Genomic DNA, 24,956 nt, shown 5'->3' on the forward strand with positions numbered 1-24,956 from the left:
ATTCGCTCACAGCGGCCCCACAAGATTTAGCGGCAGGCATCAATAGGCGCTGCGTTGCCTGTCGGTTTCGTAACCTTGTTACCCACATATAAGTTTCGAACTTTGTTGTCATGTTTCTTTGAATAACAACTTTAATGGCCTACTACAACAAGAGACGTTTGTGGTGCGGTGAGAAACCTAGCGCCCTGTTCAGTGATGACTACCATATCTTCTACTGAAATTGTCTTAGTCTTTTGAACGTTGTTTTTTTCGTTGCCCGCGCTATGGCTGTCTGTTTCAACGTCTGTAGCCTTATCTCCTTCATCTGGGTTATAAGGCCAACTGAAAAAGCCATCAAAGGCAAAAGTCATATGTGTATCCAGAAGTTTGTCTGATGCGGGCCGAACGCCTAAGTTGGGGCCTACATCATGAGCGACGTAGCCAACCGGATGTCCCGTACTCCACATCACGGGTAATGAGCCATTTTTCTGCATGACTGCAAGCTGCGCTTTGTGAACTTCGTTACCCGACACTCCCGGTTTCATTGTATTAAATGCTGCGTTGCGTCCTGCTATCGCGCTTTCCCACGCATGCTGTATAAATTGAGGCGCCGCTTGTTCGTCAGTGTTGAGTACGTACGCGAAGCGTTGTACATCTGTCACCCATTGTTCAAAAACGCGAATACCAAAATCTATTTGGATAACATCTCCGCCCTGTATAACTCGCTCTGTAGGATGAGAATGACCACGATCGGGCCCAGAATTCACTGCTGGATTCTGACTTTCCGCCCATCCATCGGTAACACCAGCCTCTGCCATCTTTTGTTTTAAGAAACCGGCAATGTCTTTATCTGTCGTTATTCCGGGTTTCACCATTTGGTAAGCTTCATATTCCCACCGTGAAGTAATAGCAGCCGCTTTTTCCATAATATCTACCTCTTCGGGAAGTTTGCGAGCTAGCCAGTAATAAATTACGTCTTCAGCAGAAACCAGTGAGACATCACGGTTTTTAAATGCCTTCTCAAGCATGAGATATTGAGAGTGGCTCAAGCCATCTGCAAAAGGATTAACGCTGAAACTGTTTATGCCAACCCGCCCTTTTATTTGTTGCTTAGCCATCCAAGTGGCTGCAGCGTTAACCGCACTTTCACCTTTTGAAACATCAACCACGTAGTCGAACGTGCCAAGCTCTTTTAGTGCCGTAGACTCACTTGTAGGTGAAAATATTCGCGAACTAATAGCGTTTGCTCTCTTGGTCCGGGCTTCCTCGGCAACGTCTTCTTCTAGACTGAATAAAATGACCGCAGTGCCCCCAGCATTCTCGCAACCTACGTGGTTCGCTAAGGGGTCATTATTATTCTCACGGCACACAATTAGCCAATAACGTAAGTCAGCATTTTTCAGTGCTAAAGGTAGCAGTGTTTTAATTCGCTTTTTTCTAATTTCACCCCATGGTGATGGCGAATTAAAATACGCGATATACTCGTTTATCGTCTTTAAATCGGGAATTCGGTTTTCAGTGTTTGCTGTTATTTCAAGTGGTTCATTCAACAGTTGCCTGCTGCTCTGTGATAAGTCACTGTCGACATTTGCCAGAGCAACTTGCGCATTGAAGGCACTAACGCCAACCACAACAATCTGTGCAAGGAACATAAAACGTGAGCGTGTTGTCATTCTTCTATTCTCTTTTTTCTTTTTAGATGTTCAATTTTAAAACTCTATCATCCATTCGTATTGTGGCACCACATTAGTTGCTACCGAGAAATAATAAGAAAAATACCAAGAAAAATGAGAGTATTTTCCGTGCAATGAATAAACATATTCTTTTCTTGGTTTGCGACAATATACCTGAGACAATGTCGCCTTAATTATATAAGCGAAATCTCTATGAAACTTTTAGTTCGCAATCTTGCGAGAACAACGACACAAGACGAAATACTTTCTCTTTTTTCTGCCCACGGTAAAGTGGACGAATGCAGCCTAGTGCTAGATAAAGAAACGGGTCAATCTAAAGGCTTTGCCTTTGTAGAAATGAACAATACTGACGATGCGCAAAAGGCCCTTAAAAGCTTACACCACGCCACTGTAGCCAATAACAAAATTAGAGTTAAGCTTGCGCAAGACTAGAGCGCTTGTAACAGTTCCTTACTGGCACACGCCTTTTAAGTAACTACACTAAAGCGCTACTGTTTTTTCACCGAACTGGCTAGCATAACCGCCAACAGAAACTGTCCAGCCGTGACTGCTACTCGATAAGCCATTGTTTGTCGCTGTGACCACAGTCGCAGTAATTGCTGAGGGGCAGTTCATTGCGCGGCCTTGTTCAAACTCAAAATTAAACGTTATAGCAGAGTCAGTCCCTTTTTTACCCAATGCACTGTGCTGAGAGTGTGTATTACGCTGTCCAGTGCTATTCCCGGTGCGACTTACAGCGCTGTGCCCAATATAATGCTTAGCGAGATAGCACGCTAATGCACCACTGGCACTTCCGGTAGCCGACTCTTCAGTAATGCCAAGTAACGGGGCAAAGTTTCTGCAGCTTGCCGTTATCGTATTATCACTTTCACACAGTTCAAAGGCGTGAATGCCAACAGCATTATGCGCCTTACAAAATTCAATAGTTTTCGTGCTATCAAGCTGTATCTTGTCTAAATACCCCATTGGCACAGGCACGATAATATCAGGCAGTCCCGTACAGACTATCTCAATTGGAAGTTCTGTTTGAGCAAGCACTTGTGGAGCAATACAGATAACGTCAGAAATTGCTTCGCAGGTTAGCTCTCCAATAAACTCTGGTGCTTTTTGCTTCATTTCAACATGCCCGTTCGACATTATGGAAACACCTAGCAGACCCGCTTTTGTTTTTTGCACATAGCTTCCAGGTTGAAACACCCCTTGATGAAATAGCGTTGAAAATGCTGCTAGTGTAGCGTGACCACAAAAATCGACCTCGTCGGTAACAGTAAAAAACGACACTTCGGCATCCATATCGACATCGGTATTGGCATTCTCGACTGCACTTCTACGAGTAGCCCCACTAGAACTTTTACTATTTACAATTTTAGAAACAAATGCCGTTTCGGAATAGCCTACCGCTTTGGCTATTGCTAACTTTTCATCATAAGTTAACCCGTCTGCATTTAGCACCACTCCAGCGGGGTTTCCGCCGCCGTTATTCTTAGTAAATGCATTGACCAAAAATACTTTTATTTTCTTCACTCTATTCTTGTCCATTTTCTTTTTATTTATACCTATAAAACAAAAAAAGCCGAAGCTATTTGGCTTCGGCTTTGTCTTGGGTTATAACGCTATTAAAGGCTACTCATACTCTGAACAGAAACAGGCCCAATATTAGCAGCTTCCACTTCTGCTTTAATTTTCTCTGCATCGCCAATAATCAACCATGTTAATTTATCAGGCTGAACCACCTGCTTTGCAGCATCGTTTAAGTCGTCTAGCGACAAGCTATTATACTTCTCCACTAAACTTTCAGGGTAGTCGTAGTCGCGATTAAAGCGACTGCTCGATAGCAAACTGCTAAGCACAGAGCCAGCCGTTTCAAACTGTCCTGGCAACGAACGTACTTGGTCTAATCGTGCGCGCTCTAACTCTAACTCTGTGGGCGGTTTGTCGCCTAAGTAGCCATTAAGCTCTTTCTTTAATTCCAGTAGAGATGCACCGGTTTTATCGGTTTGTACAGGTGCATAAACCATATACGGCCTTTGACCTCTTGCTTCTTGTAAGAAAGTGTAGGCGCCATAGGCCCAACCCTTGTCTTCACGCAAATTCATGTTCACACGCGCAGTAAAGGCTCCACCCAAGGTCTCATTCATCGCCATAATGGCAATGTTATTATCTACACCGGTAGGCGGTGCTAAATGTGCAGCAAGAATAAGCGATTGTTGAGACCCAGGACGGTCAATAATAATCGCTCTTCCCTTTTCTGGCATGCTTGCCTGGGCAATTTGCTTAGTGCCCTTTTCACCCGATGCCTTCCATTTACCAAACTCTTTTTCAAGCACGGGTTTAATTTCGTCGAGCGTGGTGTCGCCCACTACGAATACCGTGGCATTATCTGGACGTAACCAGGTGTTTTTAAAGTCGACCAGGTCGCTGCGAGTGACCGACTGAACACCTTCAGCAGTTCCAGAACCGGTAAAAGGGATCCCATAAGCGTGATCATCGCCGTAAATAAGCGGTGGTAGCAAGGTAAGGGCAATGCTCACTGGACGTGTTTTCTGCTGCGCAATTTCGCTTAGAATAAGCGCGCGCTGACGTTCAATCTCTTCTTTATCAAAGGTCGGCTTTTTCAAAATATCACCAAACAACGACAAAGAATCGTCCATATTTTCTTTTAACATAGACATACTGACAGTGGTGGTATCAAGGTTAGAACCACTGTTTAACCTAGTACCTAGCTTTTCAAGCTCCGCCGCTAGCTCTAGTGCATCATAACGGCCAGCGCCTTCATCTAACATGACAGTGGCAAAATTTGCCAATCCGAGTTTTCCACCCGCATCGGCAGAATAACCAGCGTCAAACTGAACGGCAACATTCACAATGGGTACAGTTGAGCGCTTTGCAAACACCACTTCAATACCATTTGATAAGGTGGTTTTCTCCACATCAGGAAACGACAATTGAGTCTCCGCAGATATGGTAGGAAGCCCTGAACTTCTGTCTACCCCTTCAGTAGTCGCAGCATGCTCGGCAAAAGGCACAAAGGTAATTTGATGCCATCCATCGCCCAACCATTCATTAGCCGCAGCTTTAACCTTCTTGGGTGTGGCGCTAGCAAGTTCTTTCAACTCGGTTTTAAAATACGTAGGGTCGCCAGCAATGAATTCACCTGATGCCAGTCTATCAGCTTTACCACCGAAGCCTCCTACTTCTTCAAGCCCACGAATAATTGAAGCACGGCGCTTTGTTGATACCAGCTTTACTTCATCTTTGGTAGGGCCTTTACGCAAAAACTCTTGGATAATTTTATCCATTTCACGCTCTACTTTCTTAACATCTGCGCCTGGTGCTACATCTACGCTAAGACCGAAAATGGACGCAATTTGTAGCTCGTAATTAAACACCGATGCATTTGTTGCGATTTGTTGGTCGTAAACAAGCTCTTTGTACATGCGAGAGTTTTTGCCATCACCTAGCACACTTGCTGCAATAAGCAGATCTGTGGCTTCTGGGCTCATGTTTTCAGGCGAAACCCAAAGGCGTGAGATTCGAGTTTGCGGTACTTTGTCCTGAATAATTTCTCTGGTGTTCGCGGTACGCGTTGGGATCCAAGATTGCCATTTAGACAAAGATGGGCCAGGTTCAATATCACCAAAATACTTATTGACCAGAGGCTTGGCTTCGTCAGCATTAATATCACCACTAAGCACCAAAATCGCGTTGTTCGGGCCATAGTATTTATTGAACCACGACTTCACATCGTCTAGTGAAGCGGAGTTCAAATCTTCCATAGAGCCGATAACGTTATGTGAATACGGATGTTCGTTGGGAAACAGTGCTTTAACGGCATGATCTAAAAACGCACCATAGGGCTGGTCTCCACGTTGACGTTTCTCATTTTGAACAACGCCGCGCTGCTCATCCAGTTTCTCTTGCGTCACTGCGCCTAGGAGGTGACCCATGCGGTCTGATTCCATCCATAATATACGGTCAAGAGCAGGTGTCGGAACGGTTTGAAAGTAGTTAGTGCGGTCGAAACTGGTGGTGCCATTTAGACCCGTAGCACCGGCTTCTTGTAGCGCACCAAACCACTCGTCATCATAGTTTTCAGTGCCATTGAACATAAGGTGCTCGAAAAGATGAGCAAACCCTGATTTACCTTCAGGCTCATCTTTCGAACCAACCTTATACCATACCGCCACGGCCACAACCGGCGCCTTTCGATCTTCATGAACAATAACGGTAAGGCCGTTGTCCATGGTGAACTTTTCGTAGCTAATATCAATATCGTCATCAGCAACGACCGGTGACATTCCCACCAAGGTGATGGCTACAACGCTAAGACATCGCCTCGTTAAATTTTTAAACACCCGCATAAAATATTGTCCTTATTTTTATGAACGTTCTATTTATATTTGTACTATTTTGTCATCTATTTTCGTTAGCACCGAAACCTAACTCCCATTAATTAGAGGCGTTTCCTCTTCAATGCTAAGAAAGCAGAAGCTCCCCACAATTAAGTTAGCGTTGTGATGACACTAACGCAATGATCAGACGCAATAAGAATCGTTACAAAACGTTAAAAAACGGAAGAAGCCACTGTACATTTCAACTAGTTTTTAAGCGCTGCTTAGTCGGCTTATTTCTCTTGTGGTATAGAAAAAGGCAATCACGGCACTGAGAATAACAACACCCACTTGACGTGGTCCAATTGAATTGACCAGTCCAGTTAAGAGTATAATATCAGCTTAACTGGAGAAAGAGATGCCTGAAAGAAAGCGTTACACCAAAGAATTTAAACTCGATGCGGTTAGTCTTGTGCTTGATCAAGGCCATAGCAGAACCGATGTTGCCAAAATGTTAGATGTTAACAATCAGATGATCAGTCGCTGGGTCAAGGAATACCAGCAAGATGATGATGGGCAAGCATTTAGGGGCAACGGTAAATTAACACCAGAGCAAGAAGAGATCCGTCGACTTAAAGCGCAGGTCAAACAGCTTGAAATGGAAAAGCGCATATTAAAGGAAGCGACGGTCTTTTTCGCCAAGGAAACGAAATAAAATATCGTTTCATCGCGCAACGTAAAAAGACCTATCCAGTCGATTTAATGTGTCGACTGTTGGGCGTGAATAGAAATGGCTTCTACCGGTATATGAAGAAGCAGGAATGGCCGCAGACGCAGAAGGATAACGAAAAAGCTGAGATGCTCGAATGGATTGAAGCCATAGATGTTGCGAGTGAGCATACATACGGTAGCCGCAGAATGCAGCGAGCATTGAACTGTTTAGGTTATCCAGTAGGCCGACAGCAAACGCGGCAGTTAATGAAAGAAGCCAACGTAAAGGTTCGATACAAGAAGAAGTATAAAATCACCACCAATAGTGATCACGACAAGCCCGTATTCGACAATGTACTCAACCGTGAGTTTGACGTTAACGCACCGGACCAAGCGTATGTTTGCGATATTACCTACGTCTGGACACGTGAAGGTTGGTTGTATTTAGCCGTGGTTATTGATCTGTTCTCGCGGAAGGTTGTGGGCTGGAGTATGGGTTCACGAATGAAGGCCAAGCTTGTTTGCGATGCACTGACAATGGCGATTTGGCAACGTCGCCCGAAGCCAGGATTGATTGTTCATTCTGACAGAGGAAGTCAGTATGCAAGTGACCAGTATCGTCGATTATTGAAAGGCCATGGTTTTATTGGCAGCATGAGTCGAAAAGGCGACTGTTGGGATAATGCCGTGGTAGAGAGTTTCTTCGGTACACTGAAACAAGAACGTGTGCATTGGAAGTCATATCAAACCCGTCTCGAAGCACAGCAAGATATCTTGCAGTACATCGCGATGTTTTATAATCCGATGCGGTTACATTCATACTTAGGATATATGAGTCCGAATCAGTATGAAGTGGCAGCATTGAAACAGAAGAAAGTAGCTTAACTGGGTTGGTCAATTTTGGTTGACCACGTCAACTATAGTGTAGAACATCGATACCATAGGGTAGTCCAATACAATAATGAGCGTATAGTTAATTGCTGCTGGCACTACAAGTTGGCGTGCTATACCCAAATACATGGGGAACATGGGCTTTTGCATCGCCTGCAATACCGCCACGCTTTGGAACAAGATTACATAAGCATAGAAAGCTAATGTGTCTATCCTTAAATAAGTAATACCTGTGCTTTGTATGGTTGTATCATCAGTAAATAAGCTCATGGCCAAGGGCGAAAGAAAATACATTACAGGTATTGATACAAAGGCCATAAACAAACCTATTAGTAGCCCTTTGCGATAAGTCTCCGATACTCTGTCGAAATAGTTCAACCCCATGTTTTGCCCAGCAATAGCCATAACTGCACTGTTTAAACCCAAAGCCGGTAACAGCAACACTTGCTCGAGGCGAAGTCCTACAGTGTAGCCAGCAACATGCTCACTACCGAACTGCCCTATAAGAGCCACCGTAATAAACCCGCCCAAAATGATGGTGAGCATATTAAAACTGGCTGGCAGTATCTGCCGTAATAAATCACGCCATCGTGCTTTATCAAAGGTGGGTTTCACAGAGATATTCAACCGTTTCATCAGCACTCGAAACAAATAAAATGCGGTTGCAAACTTGATAACAACAGTTGCGAGGGCAATGCCACTTACGCCTAAATCTAATACAAACGTGAATAGAGGATTGAGCCCGAAATTAGCGACAAAGCCCACCATTAAGGCGTTGCGGTTAGATTTTGTATCACCTAATGCCATGAGTGCACCTGCGGCACCAAAAGACAAAGTAAAACCAAGAGAGCCAGCTAAAGTTACCCATAGATAGTCCATAGCCAGAGGTTCTATATTAGGTTCGGCGCCAAGTAAAACCACTAGAGGGCGAGCAGCAAAGAAGCCAATTACACAAGACAATGCACTAAACGCAATCGCTAAACCACTGACATTATCAAGCCAACCTTTAACCTCATGTGTTTCGCCACGGCCAGCACCAGGCGCTATCATAGCTGAAGCACCAGTTTGAATGCCTATACCAATAGACAGCAGCAAAAAGAAAACGCTAGAGGCAATAGACAGCCCGGCCAACGCATTGTCTGAAAGATAGCCCGCAAACCAAATGTCGGTAAGGTTGTAGAGAGTATTGAAAATCATGCCTGTGGATGCAGGTATAGATAACCGAATCATGTGGCCCACAATTGAGCCTTCGGTTAAAGATGGGTCTGACTTCTTTGCTTCCATTTAGCTACTCCAGCTATGTCGGATAACGCTAGTGACATACCGATTTTTAAGCCCCAAAGAAAAATACACTCCATAAAAACAACAAAAATCGAACAATAATAAAGACGCATCTGCTCGTTTATAGGAGCAAATGCGATAATAAAAAGCACTTACCAAAGCGCGATTTCTTTCATGGACGTTTTTACGCAGGCGGGAGTTTTAAGTTTAGTTATATAGTAAAGATAAGATATCAATATGATGACGTCATAGCAGAAATTGAGGCTGAATTTTGAGCAGGCGATAAAAGAGTTTAAAGGCAGCACGCCTAAACTTGACGGTGCTGCCTGTATAATTGGAGGCAAATAGCAGTGACGTACTGCATTACTTCTGCTGTCTAGCGGCTAACTTCTCTAGTTGTTCATCTGTAGCAGGAAGCTGGTGTTTTTCTTTCCATTCTGAATAAGGCATTTTATAAACAACCTTTCTAGCAGCCTCGTAATCTACATCAACGCCTTTCTCGCTAGCCGCTGACGAATACCATTTCGCTAAACAGTTACGACAAAAATCAGCCAAAATCATCAAATCGATATTCTGAACGTCTTTATTTTCGTCTAGGTGCTCTACTAAACGACGAAATACGGCAGCTTCTATTTCAGTTTGAGTTTGCTTATCCATTTTTATCCTTTTTTACCTTAACGCTATTTAGGACGGGTCAACCAAAACAAAAAAGGGAGCTAGGCTCCCTTTTTCAGTCTTTCTTACTTCTTAATGGGCACATTCTTTAATGAATGTACAAAAGCATTTTTGCGCTTTTTCCACACTATTACTCTGCGTCGTCAGACTTAGGCGCAGGCTTTTCTAGAAGTTCTTTAATGCTTAGACGTACGCGGTTTTGGCGATCAATTTCCATAACCTTAACATCAACCATCTCACCTTCTTTAAGGTAGTCAGTTACTTTATTCACACGCTCGTGAGCGATTTGTGAAATGTGTACAAGACCTTCCTTACCAGGTAGTACTTCTACGAATGCACCGAAGTCAACGATGCGGGTAATTTTACCGTTATAGGTTTTACCCACTTCAATTTCAGCAGTCACTTGCTCAATCTTAGCAATAGCGATTTCTGCTTTCGCACGCTCTGTTGCGAAGATTTTGATAGTGCCGTCATCTTCAATTTCGATGTTGGTATCAGATTCTTCAGTAATTTGACGGATCATTGCGCCGCCTTTACCAATCACATCACGGATCTTATCCTGGTCTACCTTCATGGTGTAGATGCGAGGTGCAAATTCACTAAGTTCTTCGCGATGTCCGCCAATGGCTTCATCCATCACTTTTAAGATATGCAAACGTGCTTCTTTAGCCTGCTTAAGTGCGATCTGCATGATCTCTTTAGTAATACCTTCAATCTTTATGTCCATTTGAAGTGCAGTAATACCATCGGTAGTACCCGCTACTTTAAAGTCCATATCGCCAAGGTGATCTTCGTCACCAAGGATGTCTGAAAGTACAACAAAGTTGTCATCACTTTTCACAAGACCCATTGCGATACCAGCAACAGATGCCTTGATAGGAACACCTGCATCCATAAGCGCAAGTGAAGTACCACATACTGACGCCATAGATGATGAACCGTTAGACTCAGTGATTTCAGATACTACACGTACTACGTACGGGAATTCTTCTTCACTTGGCATAACTGCTTGAATACCGCGCTTTGCTAAACGGCCGTGGCCAATTTCGCGACGCTTTGGTGAACCAACAAAACCGGTTTCACCCACACAGTATGGAGGGAAGTTGTAGTGAAGCATGAAGCGACTATCGCGCTTGCCCTGAAGCTCGTCAATCATCTGTGCATCACGCTCTGTACCAAGCGTTGCTGCAACGATAGCTTGCGTTTCACCACGAGTAAACAATGACGAACCATGAGTGCGCGGTAAAATGCCTGTAGCCACATCAATGGCGCGAATCATTTTAGGGTCGCGACCGTCGATGCGTGGCTCGCCAGAAAGAATACGTGAACGTACTACGTCAGACTCAAGCTCGTGAAGAAGGTCAAGTACTTCTTTTTGGTCTTGCTCTTCGTCTTCTGCAACAATGGCTGCAAGCGCTTTTTCTGTCGCAGCAACAACTGCGTCTTTACGCTCTAGCTTGTCAGAAATCTGGTAAGCAGCCGTCATTTCTGCTTCAGCTAACGCTTTTACTTTGTCTTTTAGCGATGTATTTTCCGCTTCTGGTTTCCAGTCCCACTTTTCAGTACCAACTTCAGCCGCGAATTCATTTACCGCCTTAACAACAGTTTGCATTTGCTCGTGACCGTACATAACGGCACCAAGCATAGTGTCTTCTGAAAGCACATTGGCTTCAGATTCAACCATTAATACCGCACCTTCTGTACCAGCAACAACCAAGTCAAGTTCGCTTGACTCTTGCTCTTCAGCACGTGTATTAAGAATATATTCACCATTGCTGTATCCAACACGAGCTGCACCAACTGGACCATTAAACGGCATACCAGAAATGGCTAGTGCTGCAGAGGTACCAATAAGTGAGATGATATCAGTAGGAATATCTGGGTTAGCAGACATTACAGTGATGATAATCTGAACTTCATTTTTGAAGCCTTCAGGGAAAAGTGGACGAATTGGACGGTCAATAAGACGTGCAATTAACGTTTCACCTTCAGATGGACGGCCTTCACGCTTGAAGAATCCACCAGGGATTTTACCCGCAGCATACGCTTTTTCTTGGTAGTTTACCGTTAGTGGGAAGAAATCTTGACCTGCATTCGCTTCTTTCTTACCAACTACCGATACCAATACAGACGTGTCGTCCATACTTGCCAAAACCGCAGCTGTTGCCTGACGAGCAATTACGCCCGTCTCTAGAGTTACAGTATGCTGACCATACTGAAATGATTTAGTAATAGGAGTCACTATTTGTCCTTTAATTCCAATCTTTATTTATCGCTTTTAATTGCGGTGCTCAGTATAGCGATGAACACAGAATTTTGCCATCGCCAAATGAAGGAGAAGATTGAAATTATTATGTATTTATCTCCTGCATTTCCTACCGCAGCTTCATCACTCGATTAAAAAAGATTACATGGCTATATTTTCATCACAATGCAATAAACTGATGTCACAAAATCGAGTACGATAGAAAAAAGCAAAGGTCAAAACTAACAACCACATAAAACAACTGTATAAAACAAATGTGCGTTAAGGGGAATTTATGCTTGTGCTAAGACTGAATAAGGCTGGAATGCCACAAGAGTGGATAGACATAGAGCACGCCGCCAAACTTTATTGCCAAGACAAGGTATTGTTCGAGCTTGGCACAGATGCCATAACGCTTAAAGGTGGATGGAATCACGCAGGTATTCAAAGTGAGCTGTCGTTGTCGAGTATTATCGCTTGCGATGGCAAGGTCACTGATATGAGTGGAAAAATTGCATTAACCAATAAATACCTTTTCCGTCGCGATAGTTATATGTGCCTTTATTGCGGTGCGCAGTTTTCGCCAAAACAGCTTACGCGGGATCATATTATACCTCGTTCAAGGGGCGGAAAAGACAACTGGACCAACGTGGCCTCTGCCTGTCAGAGATGTAATCACGCAAAAGGAGCAAAGACCCCCGAAGAGGCAAATATGCCATTACTTGCAGTTCCGTTCAGGCCAAACGTATATGAGCGTTTTTATTTGATGAACAGAAAAATTTTAGCAGACCAAATGGCTTTTTTGGAAAGTCATTTTACTCGATATAGGCAATGGAAGTGCAGCTAGAGTGCGCCACCTGAAGACGATTGTGTACTTATTGCATTGTGGGCCTGCATGGATGTTTGACTTTGCTCTTGAAGCGTTGCCAGCATCTGACTTTCTTCTTTCAACGCTCTAAACCAAAGGCTCAACCAATCTGAACACATCTTGTGCTCAAGTTCTTGTGCCTCGTCCGTAGGACAAAAAAGGTTAACCTGCACCACCACTTTTGCAAGCTCGTTGGTTTTGATTTCAATTTCCGGATCGATTCGAATAAATTCTTGCTCGAGATGTCTTTCGATTAAACCCTTGTATCGTTCTGCGACATCGCGAAAATACTCACAGTGAGCCTGCGCTCTTGCGTGAAATGCCGGTAAAAGACTATAGGCGTTTACGGTAGGCTCGTTAACAATACTGAAAGAATGCAAGCGATATCGACGCATAAAGTTGAGGTTGCGTACCGTTTGAGTAACCAGTTGGCTATTAGGTACGTATACGTGCTTACCCGTATAGTTGAAGCTCTCCCTATCCACTTCCAACATGGTGGTTTTGGCCCAGTCCATTTCTACCACTTCACCTATATTGTTATTCATCTGTATCCAGTCGCCCACCCGAAAAGGCCGAGCACCCAGATAGTAAATAAAGCCCATGAAGCATTGAATAAATTCGCGGGTGGCCAGCACAATGGCCACCATGAATGCAGCAATTGATATAGCGAGGGTTTGAATTTCAGCAGACCAAAGCACCATCAGCAATATGATGATTAACGCATTACCCAGCTGCTCTAAAATGTTGATCTGATTTCGTCTATCCTCACCTTTGCGAGAACTTCTGAGTTTAATAAGGCGCAACATGCCCTTTTTGGTATAATGCAGAGAAATAAGCAGTAAGACAGAAGCCAATAGCTTGTATTCATGCGCATACGCGATGAATGTTTGCCATATTTGTGCTGGTTCCATCACATTCTCCATCAAGTCACTCCACTCTAATTTATTGAAAGCAAAAAAAAACGCTGACGAATGTCAGCGCTTTGTATTATGAAGCACTCAACGAGCAGGCACAATGCCGACCAGTCACTATGTGCTTTTTGCGAGCTTTTATTCCCGAAAACTGTTTATTAAAAACACCCTTAACAAAAAAACTCTTATATTTGGCTTATTGGCGAATTTGACCTTCGCCATTCACTAAATATTTTTCTGAGGTTAAAGACTCTAGTCCCATTGGGCCATAGGCATGCAACTTTGTTGTCGCTATACCTATTTCTGCGCCTAAACCTAGCTGACTTCCGTCAGAAAAACGTGAAGAAGCGTTTACCATAACAACACTGGCATCAACTGCGCGTTGGAATAATTTCGCTTTTTCTTTGTCTTTTGTACAAATAACTTCGGTGTGGTTACTACCAAACTGCGCTATGTGATCGATTGCACCGTCGAAGTCATCAACAACACGAATTGCTATTTCAAGACCTAAGTACTCTTCACCGAACCCAGATTCATCAATAACGTCAGCACCCTCAAAGTATTCACTGCCTGTACTGTCAACGTGAACCTTAACACCATGCTCTTTAAATGCTTGCGCAACACGAGGTAAAAAGTCGCCAGCAATTGCTTGGTGAACAACTAAACCTTCAAGTGCATTACACACGCCTGTTCTCTGAGTTTTACCGTTAAGCAAAATCTCTAGTGCATTGTCTAAGTCAGCGTCACTGTCTACGTATAAGTGACAAACGCCTTTAAAATGCTGAATTACCGGAACTTTAGAGTTATCGGTAACGTAATTGATTAGACCTTCACCGCCGCGAGGTATGATCACGTCAATATAGTCTCTTTGTTCCATCAACTCTTGCATTAGCGCGCGGTCAGGGTTAGGTACAACCGTCACTAACGCCTTCGGCAAGTTGTGCTTTTCAAGTGTATCTTGCATTAGCTCTGCAATGGCAAGACTCGTATCTAGCGCCTCTTTACCACCACGCAAAATAACTGCATTACCTGATTTGAAGCATAGAGCACCTGCATCAGCAGTTACATTTGGACGCGCTTCATAAATCATGCACACTACCCCTAGAGGGATGCGCATTTTCTTAATTTCGATGCCGTTAGGTCGAGTACCGAAAACACGTTCTTTACCCACGGGATCGTCAAGCTCAACAATAACTTCGATTCCCTCTGCCATCGCTTCTATACGCTCATCATCTAGGATGAGACGATCGATCATAGCTTCATCAAGGTTATTTTCTTTGGCGCGAGCTACTTCTTTTTCGTTAACCGCAATTATCTTGTCTTTGTTGGCTCTAATAGCTGCAGCCATGTCAGTTAACACCGCGTTCTTTTGGCTTTCGTCTAAAACAGCCAATTTACGTGCAGCTTGTTTTGCTTGTTGTGCTAACTCAGTAATAATACTCATTCTTTCTCCAGGTTTGCTACGTGCTGATCAGAAATAATTGGCCCCGTTTTCTCTTCGAACTCGTGGGCAAATTCATCACTGTCCTGATTCGCAATAAAATTCAATAAACAGCTACTATAATTCGACTTGGCCTTTACCAGTTTAGTGCCGTCTTCCTTGCGTACCAAAATAGTATCGCCTACGGAAAACTCGCCTTTTACGCCGATTATTTCGCTACTCGTTAACTGGTCACTGTCGGTACCTAACGTGCCATCGAAATTACCTTCGATAATCACTTCGCCCTGCGCATTTGATGTATGACGCATCCAGTGCTCGTTTTCTTTCATTGGCTTCTTGAACGGTCTGAAATGCGTGCCAGGATTTTCACCTGCTAACAGCATATTAAAAGACAGCTCGGTAAAGCCATTAATAATGTAGGTATCTATACCGTGAGATACCGCTTTTTCGGCCGCTTCAATTTTGGTGCGCATTCCGCCGGTTCCAACACCGCCTTTCACTGCGCCGCCGGCCATGGCATAAATACTTTCGTCGATAGTATCCACCGATTTCAGCATTTTTGCATCGTCGTGCTCGTGCGGGTTCTTGTTATACAACCCATCGATGTCAGAACAAATGATAAGCGCATCGGCATCGGCCGCTGCCGCTACCATCGCTGACAAATTATCATTGTCGCCTACTTTGAGTTTATCAGTAGTTACGGTGTCGTTCTCGTTAACAATCGGCAGAATATTGTTGTCCAGCAAGCTGAAAATTGTTTCACGAATACTCACGTAACGCTCTCTGTCGCGAAGGTCTGCATGTGTTAACAACATTTGTGCCGATGGGAAATCAAACAGTCGATCCCACGTTGCGATCATTTCGGTTTGACCCGCGGCCGCCATCGCTTTTTTCACCGCAATATTGGTCTTTTCCTGATCTGCGAACATGTGTGACCCTGCGGCAACTGACCCCGATGACACAAGAACAACTTGCGTACCGTTCGCTCTACAGCGAACTATAAATTGTGCGATACTCAGCAAATAGTGGCTACTACACCCCTGTTGATTCGGCGCAATAAGTGCACTACCTACTTTAATGACGACGCGATTCCAATTTGGATGACTCATAATATATATCTAACCTTAAGATTGTTGATTCGCTAATTCTTGGCCGGCTTGTTCAAATGTAGCTTCTACATTTGGTGATGGATTTTCGCCCCATCTAGTTACCGCCCACAGAGTAATTGCACTTATTGCAAACCCTGGAATAATTTCGTAAATGACGCTGCTCAATGCCTGCCCACCTTCAAGTATAGGCGCGTATATCCAGAACAGTACTGTCACTGCTCCCGAAACCATACCGGCAAGCGCAGCCTTCGCAGTTAGGTCCTTTTTATACAGACAAAACAGCACTAAAGGACCAAAAGCAGCACCAAATCCTGCCCATGCGTTACTCACTAATGACAAAATTGTGTTTGATGAATCTAGGGCCAAAATCAGAGCCACTACAGCAACCCCTGCTACACCATAACGTCCAATTGTGACTGTTTGTTTATCAGACACTTCTTTCTTTGTAATGACTCGATAGATATCTTCGGTCAGCGAACTCGCAGAAACCAGCAGTTGTGACGAAATTGTACTCATGATCGCAGCGAGTATAGCCGCCATCAAAAACCCGCTAATGTATGGGTGAAACAAAATTTGCGAGAAAATAATAAAAATAGTTTCCGGATCATCTACACGAAGACCAAACTGGTTTGCATAGGCAACACCTACAAGTCCTGTACCCAAAGAGCCTATGATAGTTACCGTCATCCACGACATGCCAATTGTTCGAGCCGTGGAGATGGCTTTCACCGATCTAATTGCCATAAATCTAACAATGATGTGAGGTTGACCAAAATAACCAAGCCCCCATCCAAGACTCGATAGCAAGCCGACCAATGTTAACGCTTCCAAAGAGTCTGAAAAATTCGGTACAGATGCATACGCTGCGCTCGTCATTTGCGACGCGCTATCAAATTGACTGAAGGCCACAACAGGAACTAGCACTAACGCTAGAAACATAATACTACCTTGAACAAAGTCGGTTAGGCTAACTGCCAAAAAACCGCCTAACAAAGTGTATGACACCACTACGCCAAGAGTTATGAACAAACCAACTTGGTAATCGAGAGAAAATGCACTCTCAAAAAGCTTGCCGCCTGCTACTAAACCAGCGGATGTATACAGGGTGAAAAACAGTACGATGATTGTTGCCGAAACAATGCGCAAACTCGACTTTGGCGAATTAAAGCGCTTAGCAAAAAACTCTGGAACCGTAAGCGAGTCATCTGCTACCTCGGTGTATACGCGTAACTTAGGTGCAACGAAAATATAGTTTAAAAGCGCCCCGGTCAAAAGACCGATCGCTATATAAACTGCATCGAAGCCTGATATGTACATAGCTCCAGGCAAACCCATAAGCATCCAACCGGACATGTCTGAAGCGCCGGCTGAAAGCGCTGTTACGTGGGGACTTACTTGACGTCCACCAAGGATATAACCTGAAATATCGCTTGTAGATTGGCGATAGGCAAACACGCCTATACCTAGCATTGCAATAAAATACACTGCCAGCGATATGTAACTTTCAAATGCCATGTATTGCGAAAAATCCTCTGCTGCCTCGAAAATCTAATAATTTGACGATTTAACAACTTGATAGCTTAAACTGCACATTCTTCGTTAACCTTGGCTTCGTTAACCTTGGCTTCGTTAACGCTTCGTCAATGGAGCGAGCACTGTGCCAATCGACTTGTAGGCTTTTGGAATTATGACCAAACCCCATCAATTGCATCGAGCAATAATCATTAGAGTTCAAACAATATATAGATTTGCGAGAAAATATCAAGCGCAAATTATGCACAACTTAATTTCAGAGCAATTTGTCATGACTTTCACACCAATGATGTTTCACAAGCAACAACACCAGAAAATTAAGCACTTAAACCTTAAATATCAGCAGGTTAACTTTTTATAAATTTTCATGAAACAATATCAAATTACGGCGTATTTAACTAAACCTGGGTACTTAAATAGTTATAGAAACAATTATGACATAAATTAAATACAAGCAAGCACCAGAACAAATAACATTCAAAAGAAGCTTTAATCTCTGCATCTAGAGCACACTGTTACTTTCAAAATCTTTTTAGCCGCTTTTTAAAGTAAAGGTTCGAATAAACTAAAATAACCGCTTTATTCGCCAGTTTTGCTCTATGAACACCTTCGGGTGAAATTATACTTAGACTCCGCAAAATCAAGACCGAAGAGGGTTATTACTGCAAACCAAAATGGTTTTATCTTCTCCACCGCTATAAAAACAGAATTTATATAAATACAACTAACACAACAATCACCTCGCCCCTTTTGACTGATTTTCACATTGATTGGGATGAAAATTTTGCACAGACAGTGAAAATCCGACGTAGAGTCTTTTAAGATAAAGCGAGGCCTGAGGTTTATTGCAAAGGCAAAACACATTCTCTTTATTTGCCAAACACACCCTTTCATTAATTTAACAAACCCTATAAACCCATAAAATTCATGACTTTAAAAACAAATCAAAAGTATTGTACCGAGAGGAAGATTAGTTACATCAGTAAAAGTTTTTAAACGGAATGCTCCTTGTATGAGCTTGTAGAGAACGTATTTAGGCCAAATGCTGATTTAGAACAACAAACAAGTAGCAGCATCGATAGGAGTGTTTAATGAATAGTGTTGAAGAGAATAGTAAAGTTAATGTAAGAGCAACGATTTTATCAAGTGATAAGCTGCAGGTAGCCGCGGTTTTTGATTCTACAGAGCAAGCAAAGCAAGCGTTACAGCAATTAGAGTCAGAAGCATCAATTGATTCTCATCAGAGCGAGGTAATTACCCCTTCCGACCCTCGCCTTAGCGCGAAGCTAGAAGAAAAATCGTCTCAGATTGCGTCGTCGCTTTGGACATCACATCTTGCATTAGCGGCCATAGGGTTTACTGCTGGGATGATCACGGCGTTTCTGTTAACTCAATATGGTCCGGCACTTACGCAACAAAACCCGATATTCACTTATATCGCGCTTATCAGCCCAGGAACCTTTATTGGGCTATTCATTGCTGGATTAATAGGTTTACGCCCAGATAGAAGCGAAATCATCCGTAAAGTGAGCGATGCAGTAAGGTCAGGAAAATCCGCTCTAATAGTCAATTTGCGAGGCTCGCAGAATGCAAAAGCCGTGTCGCAAATACTTCAAGCAAAAAGTCATTCGGTAGTCGAATCTATTAAGTGAACGATGTTAATTTCGTTAATTAACTTAAATATTTTGTCCGTTCTATTAAACTATTGAGCATAGATGCCGTATCATGGTGTCTTGCTCTTTTGCGTTTAAACATCTACCGGATACTATTCATGGACCTTATTTTTTTCGATTTAGACGGCACCTTACTGAATAAATCATCGGAGATTACTGACTTCACGCGTGAAACACTTAAGTTACTCGGCGAGAAGGACATTGCATACACAGTTGCCACCGGCAGAACCATGCACTCTGCTCAGCACGTTATAGGTGAACAACCCTTTGTACTCCCCCATATCTATAATAACGGCGTAGCCATCTGGGACCCAGCAGGTAATGCTCTAACCTTAGAAAACTTGCTCAACGACAGTGAAGCGACTGCTATTATCGAATGCGCTACCCGCAATGGCATAACGCCTTTCATCAACACCGTTGATATGAACAGTCAGCATCACGACCATATTATTTTTCATCATGCACCCCAGCACGATATTGAAAAAAACCTTATTGATAAGTATTTTTCCCGAACGAAAGCAACTCTGCTGCCTATCGAATTAATGCCTTCCAACGCTCATATTACCAACATTAGCATGATTGGTGATGCTCTTGTAATTCGCGATATGTGGAATGAACTCAACGAAAATGAAGGCCTCATCGCCTATTCGGGCCCAGCTATTGAAGGCGATGAATATCGCTGGATGGATGTTCACCACAAGTTAGCAAGTAAAGGAAGCGCGGTTGAAATACTCAAGGAACAATTAGGCGCAAAAAATATTATTTGTTTCGGAGACAGTGATAACGATGTGAGCATGTTTAATATTGCTAATGAGGCTTACGCGCCTAGCAATGCTAAACAGCCTATCAAAGAGTTAGCGACATCTATAATAGGCCATCACAATGAAGATGGTGTAGCGCGCTTCTTAAGAGAACGCTTCTCCCTGTAACATAGCGTGGGCATAGTGTGGACATGGCGTGGCTAACGACTAGCTTGAGGGTAAGTGCCAAGCTCTATATTGGCCATTACCCTCTTCTCTCGGCCTAGAAAATATTTAACGCTTTGCTACCAAGCTATTTCTTTGCGTTCTTTGAAAAACTTTCCGTTAGGCACATCGCTTTCCATTGTGGCCAGCCATATAGCGGTATCAGCTCCCTCTTCGGGAGTTTTAGGCGCATTTTTCCCACCCATTCGCGTATGAACCCAGCCCGGCGTCATGCTGTTTACAGAAACATCTAATTCTTTTTCTTCTTTCGCTTTTTCTACAACCGACGCCATTTTCACGGTTAATGCGTTCACAGCGGCTTTTGATATAGCGTAAGAGAAAGGGCCTGCAAGAGATTCGTTAAAGCTACCATAACTGGAGCTCACGTTTATTATTCGCCCAAACCCTCTCTCTATCATTTTAGGCAATGTTTGCTGAATTAGGGTAAGAGGCGCATATACGTTTACCTGCATTGAGGCATTAAATGATTCTGAAGTTACTTCGTCCCAGCTAGTATCATCAAGAACACCTGCATTGTTGATAAGTATGTCGATAGGCCCAAAAACCGCTTCAGCCCGCGTAAACGCATCGACAATGGCAGACTCATTATCAAGTGGCATTTCGATAACGTGCAAATCTCCGCCCACAATATCCTTTTTTGCCTCTTCACCGGCGTCTTCGTCGCGACATGCCATTAAAACCTTATAGCCTTCACTCAGCATGCCCTTTACGATCTCAAGGCCAACGCCTCGGTTGCCGCCAGTAACTAAAACACTCTTAGTCATACTTAATACACTCCTTGAATTTAGCTTACTTGAATTTTAACGCTCTTGAATTCTACTCTGCATTTTCACTAGTAAACAAAGTAGACAGATAGAAACACGCTGGAAAGGTAATACTCCATACGGCCCCAATTACGGCAAACGTTACAGGCAGTGAGTAACCCAGCTCGACGGCGCCAAAATTTGCGCCGGCAATATAACTTAATGGTGCAAAAATTGCGCCGCCAGCAGCCGCCAGCCACGGTCTCCCCTCAAACACGGTGAGGCTGTGATAAACCGTACCGGCAAAGCCTGCCCATAAAAAACTAAGCCACAAAGGAATTGGCCACCAACTAAGTAACGTTTGCGAGTTATTGAAGTTAAATACTCCAGAAATGGTGAGGATAGTATCGATGAGTGTACCAATAACAAACATCGACATCATAAGCTTTATGTCGTTTGTTCGCTCTGAAGAAAATAACACCCATAATGCAAGCAAGCCAAGCACAAGCAGCTCGGCATCACTTTGAAACAAGATCACAAGCCACCATATGGCTTGGAACCAAATAAAATTAGCAACCTTTATTACAACTTCTTTTTTCATTGTTTGTGCTCGTTGTTCGTATATCGAGGCATACGGCACGATAACTTACAAAGTTCATAAATCTGTTAATTTCAGCCTTTTAATTGCACTAAATTGGATGACCTCAAACATTTTACGTCACCGAGCGTAGAGCAAAGTAAACGAAAATTAATCTTAAGCCGTATAGATTACTAACTGCATTAACAAAGGATATGTTTCGCCGTGAAAATGGTTAAATATTATATTGCTGGAGCGCTTGTTGCACTTGTACTAGCTATGGTTTCTCCGTCACTCATTTTGCAAATATTATTTGGTTGGGTGACATTTTCGCTTGCTGCGGTAAGTAGTGCGTACATTTTTAACTACCCGTCATTATTCAGAAAAAGAGAAGATGGATCTATTCCCTTCTATATTCGATGGATATTTGTCCCCTTTCTTTTCGGCTCGTGGGCATACAATGAATATGCTCGACGTACCGACAAAGTACCGCCCTTACAAAAAATTCAAGAAAACTTATTTCTAGCCTGCCGAATGTCAGGTAAGCATGTAGACCTTCTTAACGAAAACAACATTACTGCTATTCTTGATGTTACCGCTGAATTTGATGGGTTAGATTACACTGCACTGAGAGAAGACTATCGCTACTTAAATATTCCAGTGCTTGACCATACTAGCCCTACTTCAGAACAACTGTTACATGCGATCAATTGGCTTGATCAACAAATCAAAGCGAAAAGAAATGTTGTTGTGCACTGCGCGTTGGGCAGGGGACGCTCAGTTTTGGTAGTAGCAGCATATTTGCTTGCCAAAGATGATTCACTAACTGTAGAAGAAGCAATGCGACGGATAAATAGCGTAAGACAAACCGCTCGCTTAAATAAAAAGCAGCTATCTGCGCTTGAAAAGGTAAAAGATGGGGGACTGCTTTCACTACAAAAAAACTTGGTGCTTATTGCAAACCCCGTGGCGGGCGGTGGCAAGTGGGAACTTAACAAAAGCCAGATTTTGGCAAGACTTAACGAAAAGTTCTCTGTTTCTGTCTTTGAAACAACACCCGAAAAAAATGGCAAGGCCATAGCCGAAGAGGCGCTAGATAATAACGCAGACATCATCGTTGCCTGTGGGGGAGATGGTACGCTTACTGAAGTGGCATCTGCTCTAATAGATACTCAAGCAACCATGGGCTTTATTCCGTTGGGCACAGCAAATGCGCTGAGCCAGGTACTTCATGGTTATTTAAGTAAAGTGATGCCCATTGATATTGCGTGCGACATCATTATTGAGGGGAACACGCTGGCTATCGATACAGCCACATGTAACGACAACATCATGTTGCTGGTAACTGCCGTTGGGTTTGAAGAGCAAATGATTTCGTCTGCCGATAGAGATGAAAAGAATGAAGGCGGCCAATTTGCTTATTTAAAAGGCTTGTGGAGTGCAATTTCTAACAACGAGAATATTAGCTTTAAAATTCGCACAGACGATAGCGATGAAGAAACACTCACCACGCCTAGTTTTGTTGTTGCTAATGCTGCCCCTATGACCACAGCGTTAGCGCAAGGCGACGAACCGCCCGATGTCACTGATGGCAAACTAGACCTAACGTGGCTAGTTCCCCAGACGTCTCCCGACAAACAATTACTCTCGCTAGCAGAATTAATTTTCAGCCCCAGCGAGCATAAGCGCCATTCTGACAACATACGTCACGCGCAAGCAAGCACAATTACGCTTACGTTCGATGATGAAATTGCCTATGCGGTAGACGGTGAAATTTTTCATGCAGACACTGTGACCATTAATACGTGTCCACGCAGTCTCACCGTGCTAACAAATAAAGAAAACGAGGAATGAAGTCCCCCATGCCAAACGAAAGTAATTTTGATGAAATTTACGACTTTTTAAACACTAAATTTGAAAGTGAAAAAGAATATCTACAAGCTGTACGGGAAGTGCTCGAAGATATCGTTCCTATTTACAATGCTAACGAGGCCTATAAACAGGCAGACATCGTTCGCAGGCTTTGCCTCCCAGAGCGAGTTATTTACTTTACAGTATCTTGGGTAAACTCAGAGGGTACAGTAGAAGTTAACCAAGCATGGCGTGTTCAGCACAATGGTGTAATGGGTCCGTATAAAGGTGGATTGCGGTTCCACCCAACGGTTAACCTATCGGTTCTCAAATTTTTGGCATTTGAGCAGTGTTTCAAAAATGCCCTAACAGGCTTGCCAATGGGTGGCGGTAAAGGTGGCTCAGACTTTAACCCTAAAGGTCGAAGTGATAGAGACATCATGCTATTTTGCCAAGCCTTCATGCGAGAACTTCAGCGTCATATCGGCGCGAATACAGATATTCCGGCCGGTGATATTAATGTTGGCGCTAGGGAAATTGGGTATCTCTATGGTGAATACCGCAGGCTCAACAATAAATTCGAAGGTGTACTAACGGGTAAGGGTCTTGAATTTGGAGGTAGTTATATAAGAACCGAGGCTACGGGCTTTGGACTGATTTACTTTACCGAAGCTGTCTGCGATGCAAATGATACAACCTTAGAAGGAAAGCGAGTTGTTGTATCAGGAGCAGGAAACGTAGCGTTGCACGCTGCCAAAAAAGCGATTCAAAAAGGGGCTACGGTAGTCACCTTATCAAACAGTCGCGGATTCTTGTTTTGTGATAAAGGATTTAGTCAGTCTGATATAGCTTGGGCTATAGATGCCCATACCACTTCATCTAACGTGCTTACAGATTTAGAAAGCAAAGGGTCTGGCGCTTGGTTTAGTGACAAAACGCCTTGGCATGTTAAGTGCGATATTGCCCTGCCCTGCGCCACACAAAATGAACTGCATGAAAAAGATGCAAAGGCATTACTTGAAAACGGATGTAGCATGGTACTTGAAGGTGCAAACATGCCTTGCAGCAATAACGCACAGGAAGTCTTTATCGACTCAGGGATTACTTATGTACCAGGTAAAGCATCGAATGCCGGAGGCGTTGCCCTGTCAGGACTAGAAATGTCTCAGAATGCACAGTTTAGTCAACACGAAGCAGACGTACTCGACAATGAACTTCAATCTATTATGAAGAGCATACATGCGCGCTGCCTTGAAGAGGCTAAGCGCTCGGCAGGCAAAGATAATTATATTAACTACATGAAGGGCGCTAACATTGCTGCGTTTAGACGAATAGCAGATGCGATGGTAGCACAGGGCGTTTAACCTTTTTCCAACTAACTTTGCTATGAAAGATTAGGCGTACAAAGTGTAAAAACTGCTTACCTTGTACGCCTTTCTCTTATTCCAAACAACCCC

At 43.4% G+C, this 24,956-nt stretch carries 20 protein-coding genes; 8 read left to right on the forward strand and 12 right to left on the reverse strand.

Translation table 11 applies throughout. The features are described 5' to 3' along the window. Window positions 1-131 precede the first annotated feature (131 nt). On the reverse strand, window positions 132-1,652 hold the full coding sequence (locus tag CW735_RS10005) for a M24 family metallopeptidase (protein WP_232368256.1): 1,521 nt from the start codon (window positions 1,650-1,652) through the stop codon (window positions 132-134). A gap of 213 nt (window positions 1,653-1,865) precedes the next feature. Here CW735_RS10005 and CW735_RS10010 point away from each other — a divergent pair, with 213 nt between their 5' ends. Then, entirely contained in the window at window positions 1,866-2,105 is a 240-nt protein-coding gene (locus CW735_RS10010) for an RNA recognition motif domain-containing protein (RefSeq protein WP_100971922.1), read from the forward strand. Window positions 2,106-2,153: 48 nt separating this feature from the next. Here CW735_RS10010 and CW735_RS10015 read toward each other — a convergent pair whose 3' ends face one another. Then, window positions 2,154-3,212 (reverse strand): PhzF family phenazine biosynthesis protein, encoded by a 1,059-nt coding sequence (locus CW735_RS10015; RefSeq protein ID WP_100971924.1) that lies wholly within the window; start codon window positions 3,210-3,212, stop codon window positions 2,154-2,156. A 77-nt stretch (window positions 3,213-3,289) separates the two neighbouring features. Next, on the reverse strand, window positions 3,290-6,034 hold the full coding sequence (locus CW735_RS10020) for a M16 family metallopeptidase (RefSeq protein WP_100971926.1): 2,745 nt from the start codon (window positions 6,032-6,034) through the stop codon (window positions 3,290-3,292). 388 nt (window positions 6,035-6,422) lie between these two features. On the opposite strand from CW735_RS10020, the gene CW735_RS10025 reads away from it, so the two are divergent. After that, a protein-coding gene (locus tag CW735_RS10025; protein WP_100970927.1) for an IS3 family transposase occupies window positions 6,423-7,600 on the forward strand; the annotation gives its coding sequence in 2 pieces (ribosomal slippage) (window positions 6,423-6,672 and window positions 6,672-7,600; 1,179 coding nt in all). A 9-nt stretch (window positions 7,601-7,609) separates the two neighbouring features. Here CW735_RS10025 and CW735_RS10030 read toward each other — a convergent pair. From CW735_RS10030 to pnp, 3 genes are all read right to left on the reverse strand, one after another. Beyond that, window positions 7,610-8,890 (reverse strand): MATE family efflux transporter, encoded by a 1,281-nt coding sequence (locus CW735_RS10030; protein WP_232368257.1) that lies wholly within the window; start codon window positions 8,888-8,890, stop codon window positions 7,610-7,612. 360 nt (window positions 8,891-9,250) lie between these two features. Continuing rightward, window positions 9,251-9,544, reverse strand: coding sequence for a DUF1244 domain-containing protein (locus CW735_RS10035; RefSeq protein ID WP_100971928.1), 294 nt, complete (start codon window positions 9,542-9,544; stop codon window positions 9,251-9,253). A 148-nt stretch (window positions 9,545-9,692) separates the two neighbouring features. Beyond that, the gene (gene pnp / locus CW735_RS10040; protein WP_100971930.1) at window positions 9,693-11,804 is read right to left on the reverse strand and encodes a polyribonucleotide nucleotidyltransferase; all 2,112 of its coding nucleotides are present in this window, start codon (window positions 11,802-11,804) and stop codon (window positions 9,693-9,695) included. Window positions 11,805-11,807: 3 nt separating this feature from the next. Between pnp and CW735_RS19560 the strand changes: the two genes are divergently transcribed. Together CW735_RS19560 and CW735_RS10045 are read left to right on the forward strand one after the other, a co-directional pair. Then, complete coding sequence (locus CW735_RS19560; RefSeq protein WP_157812679.1) at window positions 11,808-11,963, forward strand: hypothetical protein; 156 nt, start codon at window positions 11,808-11,810, stop codon at window positions 11,961-11,963. Window positions 11,964-12,102: 139 nt separating this feature from the next. Continuing rightward, entirely contained in the window at window positions 12,103-12,654 is a 552-nt protein-coding gene (locus CW735_RS10045) for an HNH endonuclease (protein WP_100971932.1), read from the forward strand. On the opposite strand, the gene CW735_RS10050 is transcribed toward CW735_RS10045, so the two are convergent. The 4 genes from CW735_RS10050 to putP all read right to left on the reverse strand — a co-directional run bounded on the left by CW735_RS10050 (window position 12,651) and on the right by putP (window position 17,651). After that, window positions 12,651-13,598: a mechanosensitive ion channel family protein gene (locus CW735_RS10050; protein ID WP_100971934.1), complete on the reverse strand. Its 948-nt coding sequence runs from the start codon at window positions 13,596-13,598 to the stop codon at window positions 12,651-12,653. The genes CW735_RS10045 and CW735_RS10050 overlap by 4 nt on opposite strands. Before the next feature lie 184 nt (window positions 13,599-13,782). Further along, on the reverse strand, window positions 13,783-15,030 hold the full coding sequence (locus CW735_RS10055) for a glutamate-5-semialdehyde dehydrogenase (protein ID WP_100971936.1): 1,248 nt from the start codon (window positions 15,028-15,030) through the stop codon (window positions 13,783-13,785). Continuing rightward, the gene (proB, locus tag CW735_RS10060; protein WP_100971938.1) at window positions 15,027-16,136 is read right to left on the reverse strand and encodes a glutamate 5-kinase; all 1,110 of its coding nucleotides are present in this window, start codon (window positions 16,134-16,136) and stop codon (window positions 15,027-15,029) included. Before proB ends, CW735_RS10055 begins: the two co-directional genes overlap by 4 nt. 15 nt (window positions 16,137-16,151) lie before the next feature. Then, window positions 16,152-17,651: a sodium/proline symporter PutP gene (gene putP, locus CW735_RS10065; RefSeq protein ID WP_100971940.1), complete on the reverse strand. Its 1,500-nt coding sequence runs from the start codon at window positions 17,649-17,651 to the stop codon at window positions 16,152-16,154. Between the two features lie 1,109 nt (window positions 17,652-18,760). On the opposite strand from putP, the gene CW735_RS10075 reads away from it, so the two are divergent. Together CW735_RS10075 and CW735_RS10080 are read left to right on the forward strand one after the other, a co-directional pair. Then, window positions 18,761-19,321 (forward strand): hypothetical protein, encoded by a 561-nt coding sequence (locus CW735_RS10075; RefSeq protein ID WP_100971944.1) that lies wholly within the window; start codon window positions 18,761-18,763, stop codon window positions 19,319-19,321. A gap of 119 nt (window positions 19,322-19,440) precedes the next feature. Beyond that, window positions 19,441-20,271, forward strand: a complete 831-nt coding sequence (locus CW735_RS10080) for an HAD family hydrolase (RefSeq protein ID WP_100971946.1) — start codon at window positions 19,441-19,443, stop codon at window positions 20,269-20,271. A 116-nt stretch (window positions 20,272-20,387) separates the two neighbouring features. Here the strand turns inward: CW735_RS10080 and CW735_RS10085 are convergent, their stop codons facing one another. Together CW735_RS10085 and CW735_RS10090 are read right to left on the reverse strand one after the other, a co-directional pair. Continuing rightward, window positions 20,388-21,092: an SDR family NAD(P)-dependent oxidoreductase gene (locus CW735_RS10085; RefSeq protein WP_100971948.1), complete on the reverse strand. Its 705-nt coding sequence runs from the start codon at window positions 21,090-21,092 to the stop codon at window positions 20,388-20,390. A gap of 52 nt (window positions 21,093-21,144) precedes the next feature. Beyond that, window positions 21,145-21,672 (reverse strand): DUF2878 domain-containing protein, encoded by a 528-nt coding sequence (locus tag CW735_RS10090; protein ID WP_100971950.1) that lies wholly within the window; start codon window positions 21,670-21,672, stop codon window positions 21,145-21,147. A gap of 201 nt (window positions 21,673-21,873) precedes the next feature. On the opposite strand from CW735_RS10090, the gene CW735_RS10095 reads away from it, so the two are divergent. Next, on the forward strand, window positions 21,874-23,502 hold the full coding sequence (locus CW735_RS10095; protein ID WP_100971953.1) for a diacylglycerol kinase family protein: 1,629 nt from the start codon (window positions 21,874-21,876) through the stop codon (window positions 23,500-23,502). A gap of 8 nt (window positions 23,503-23,510) precedes the next feature. Next, window positions 23,511-24,863, forward strand: coding sequence for an NADP-specific glutamate dehydrogenase (gene gdhA / locus CW735_RS10100; RefSeq protein WP_100973234.1), 1,353 nt, complete (start codon window positions 23,511-23,513; stop codon window positions 24,861-24,863). The last annotated feature ends 93 nt before the right edge of the window (window positions 24,864-24,956 follow it).

The organism is Alteromonas sp. MB-3u-76 (assembly GCF_002831605.1).
GTDB lineage: Bacteria > Pseudomonadota > Gammaproteobacteria > Enterobacterales > Alteromonadaceae > Alteromonas > Alteromonas hispanica.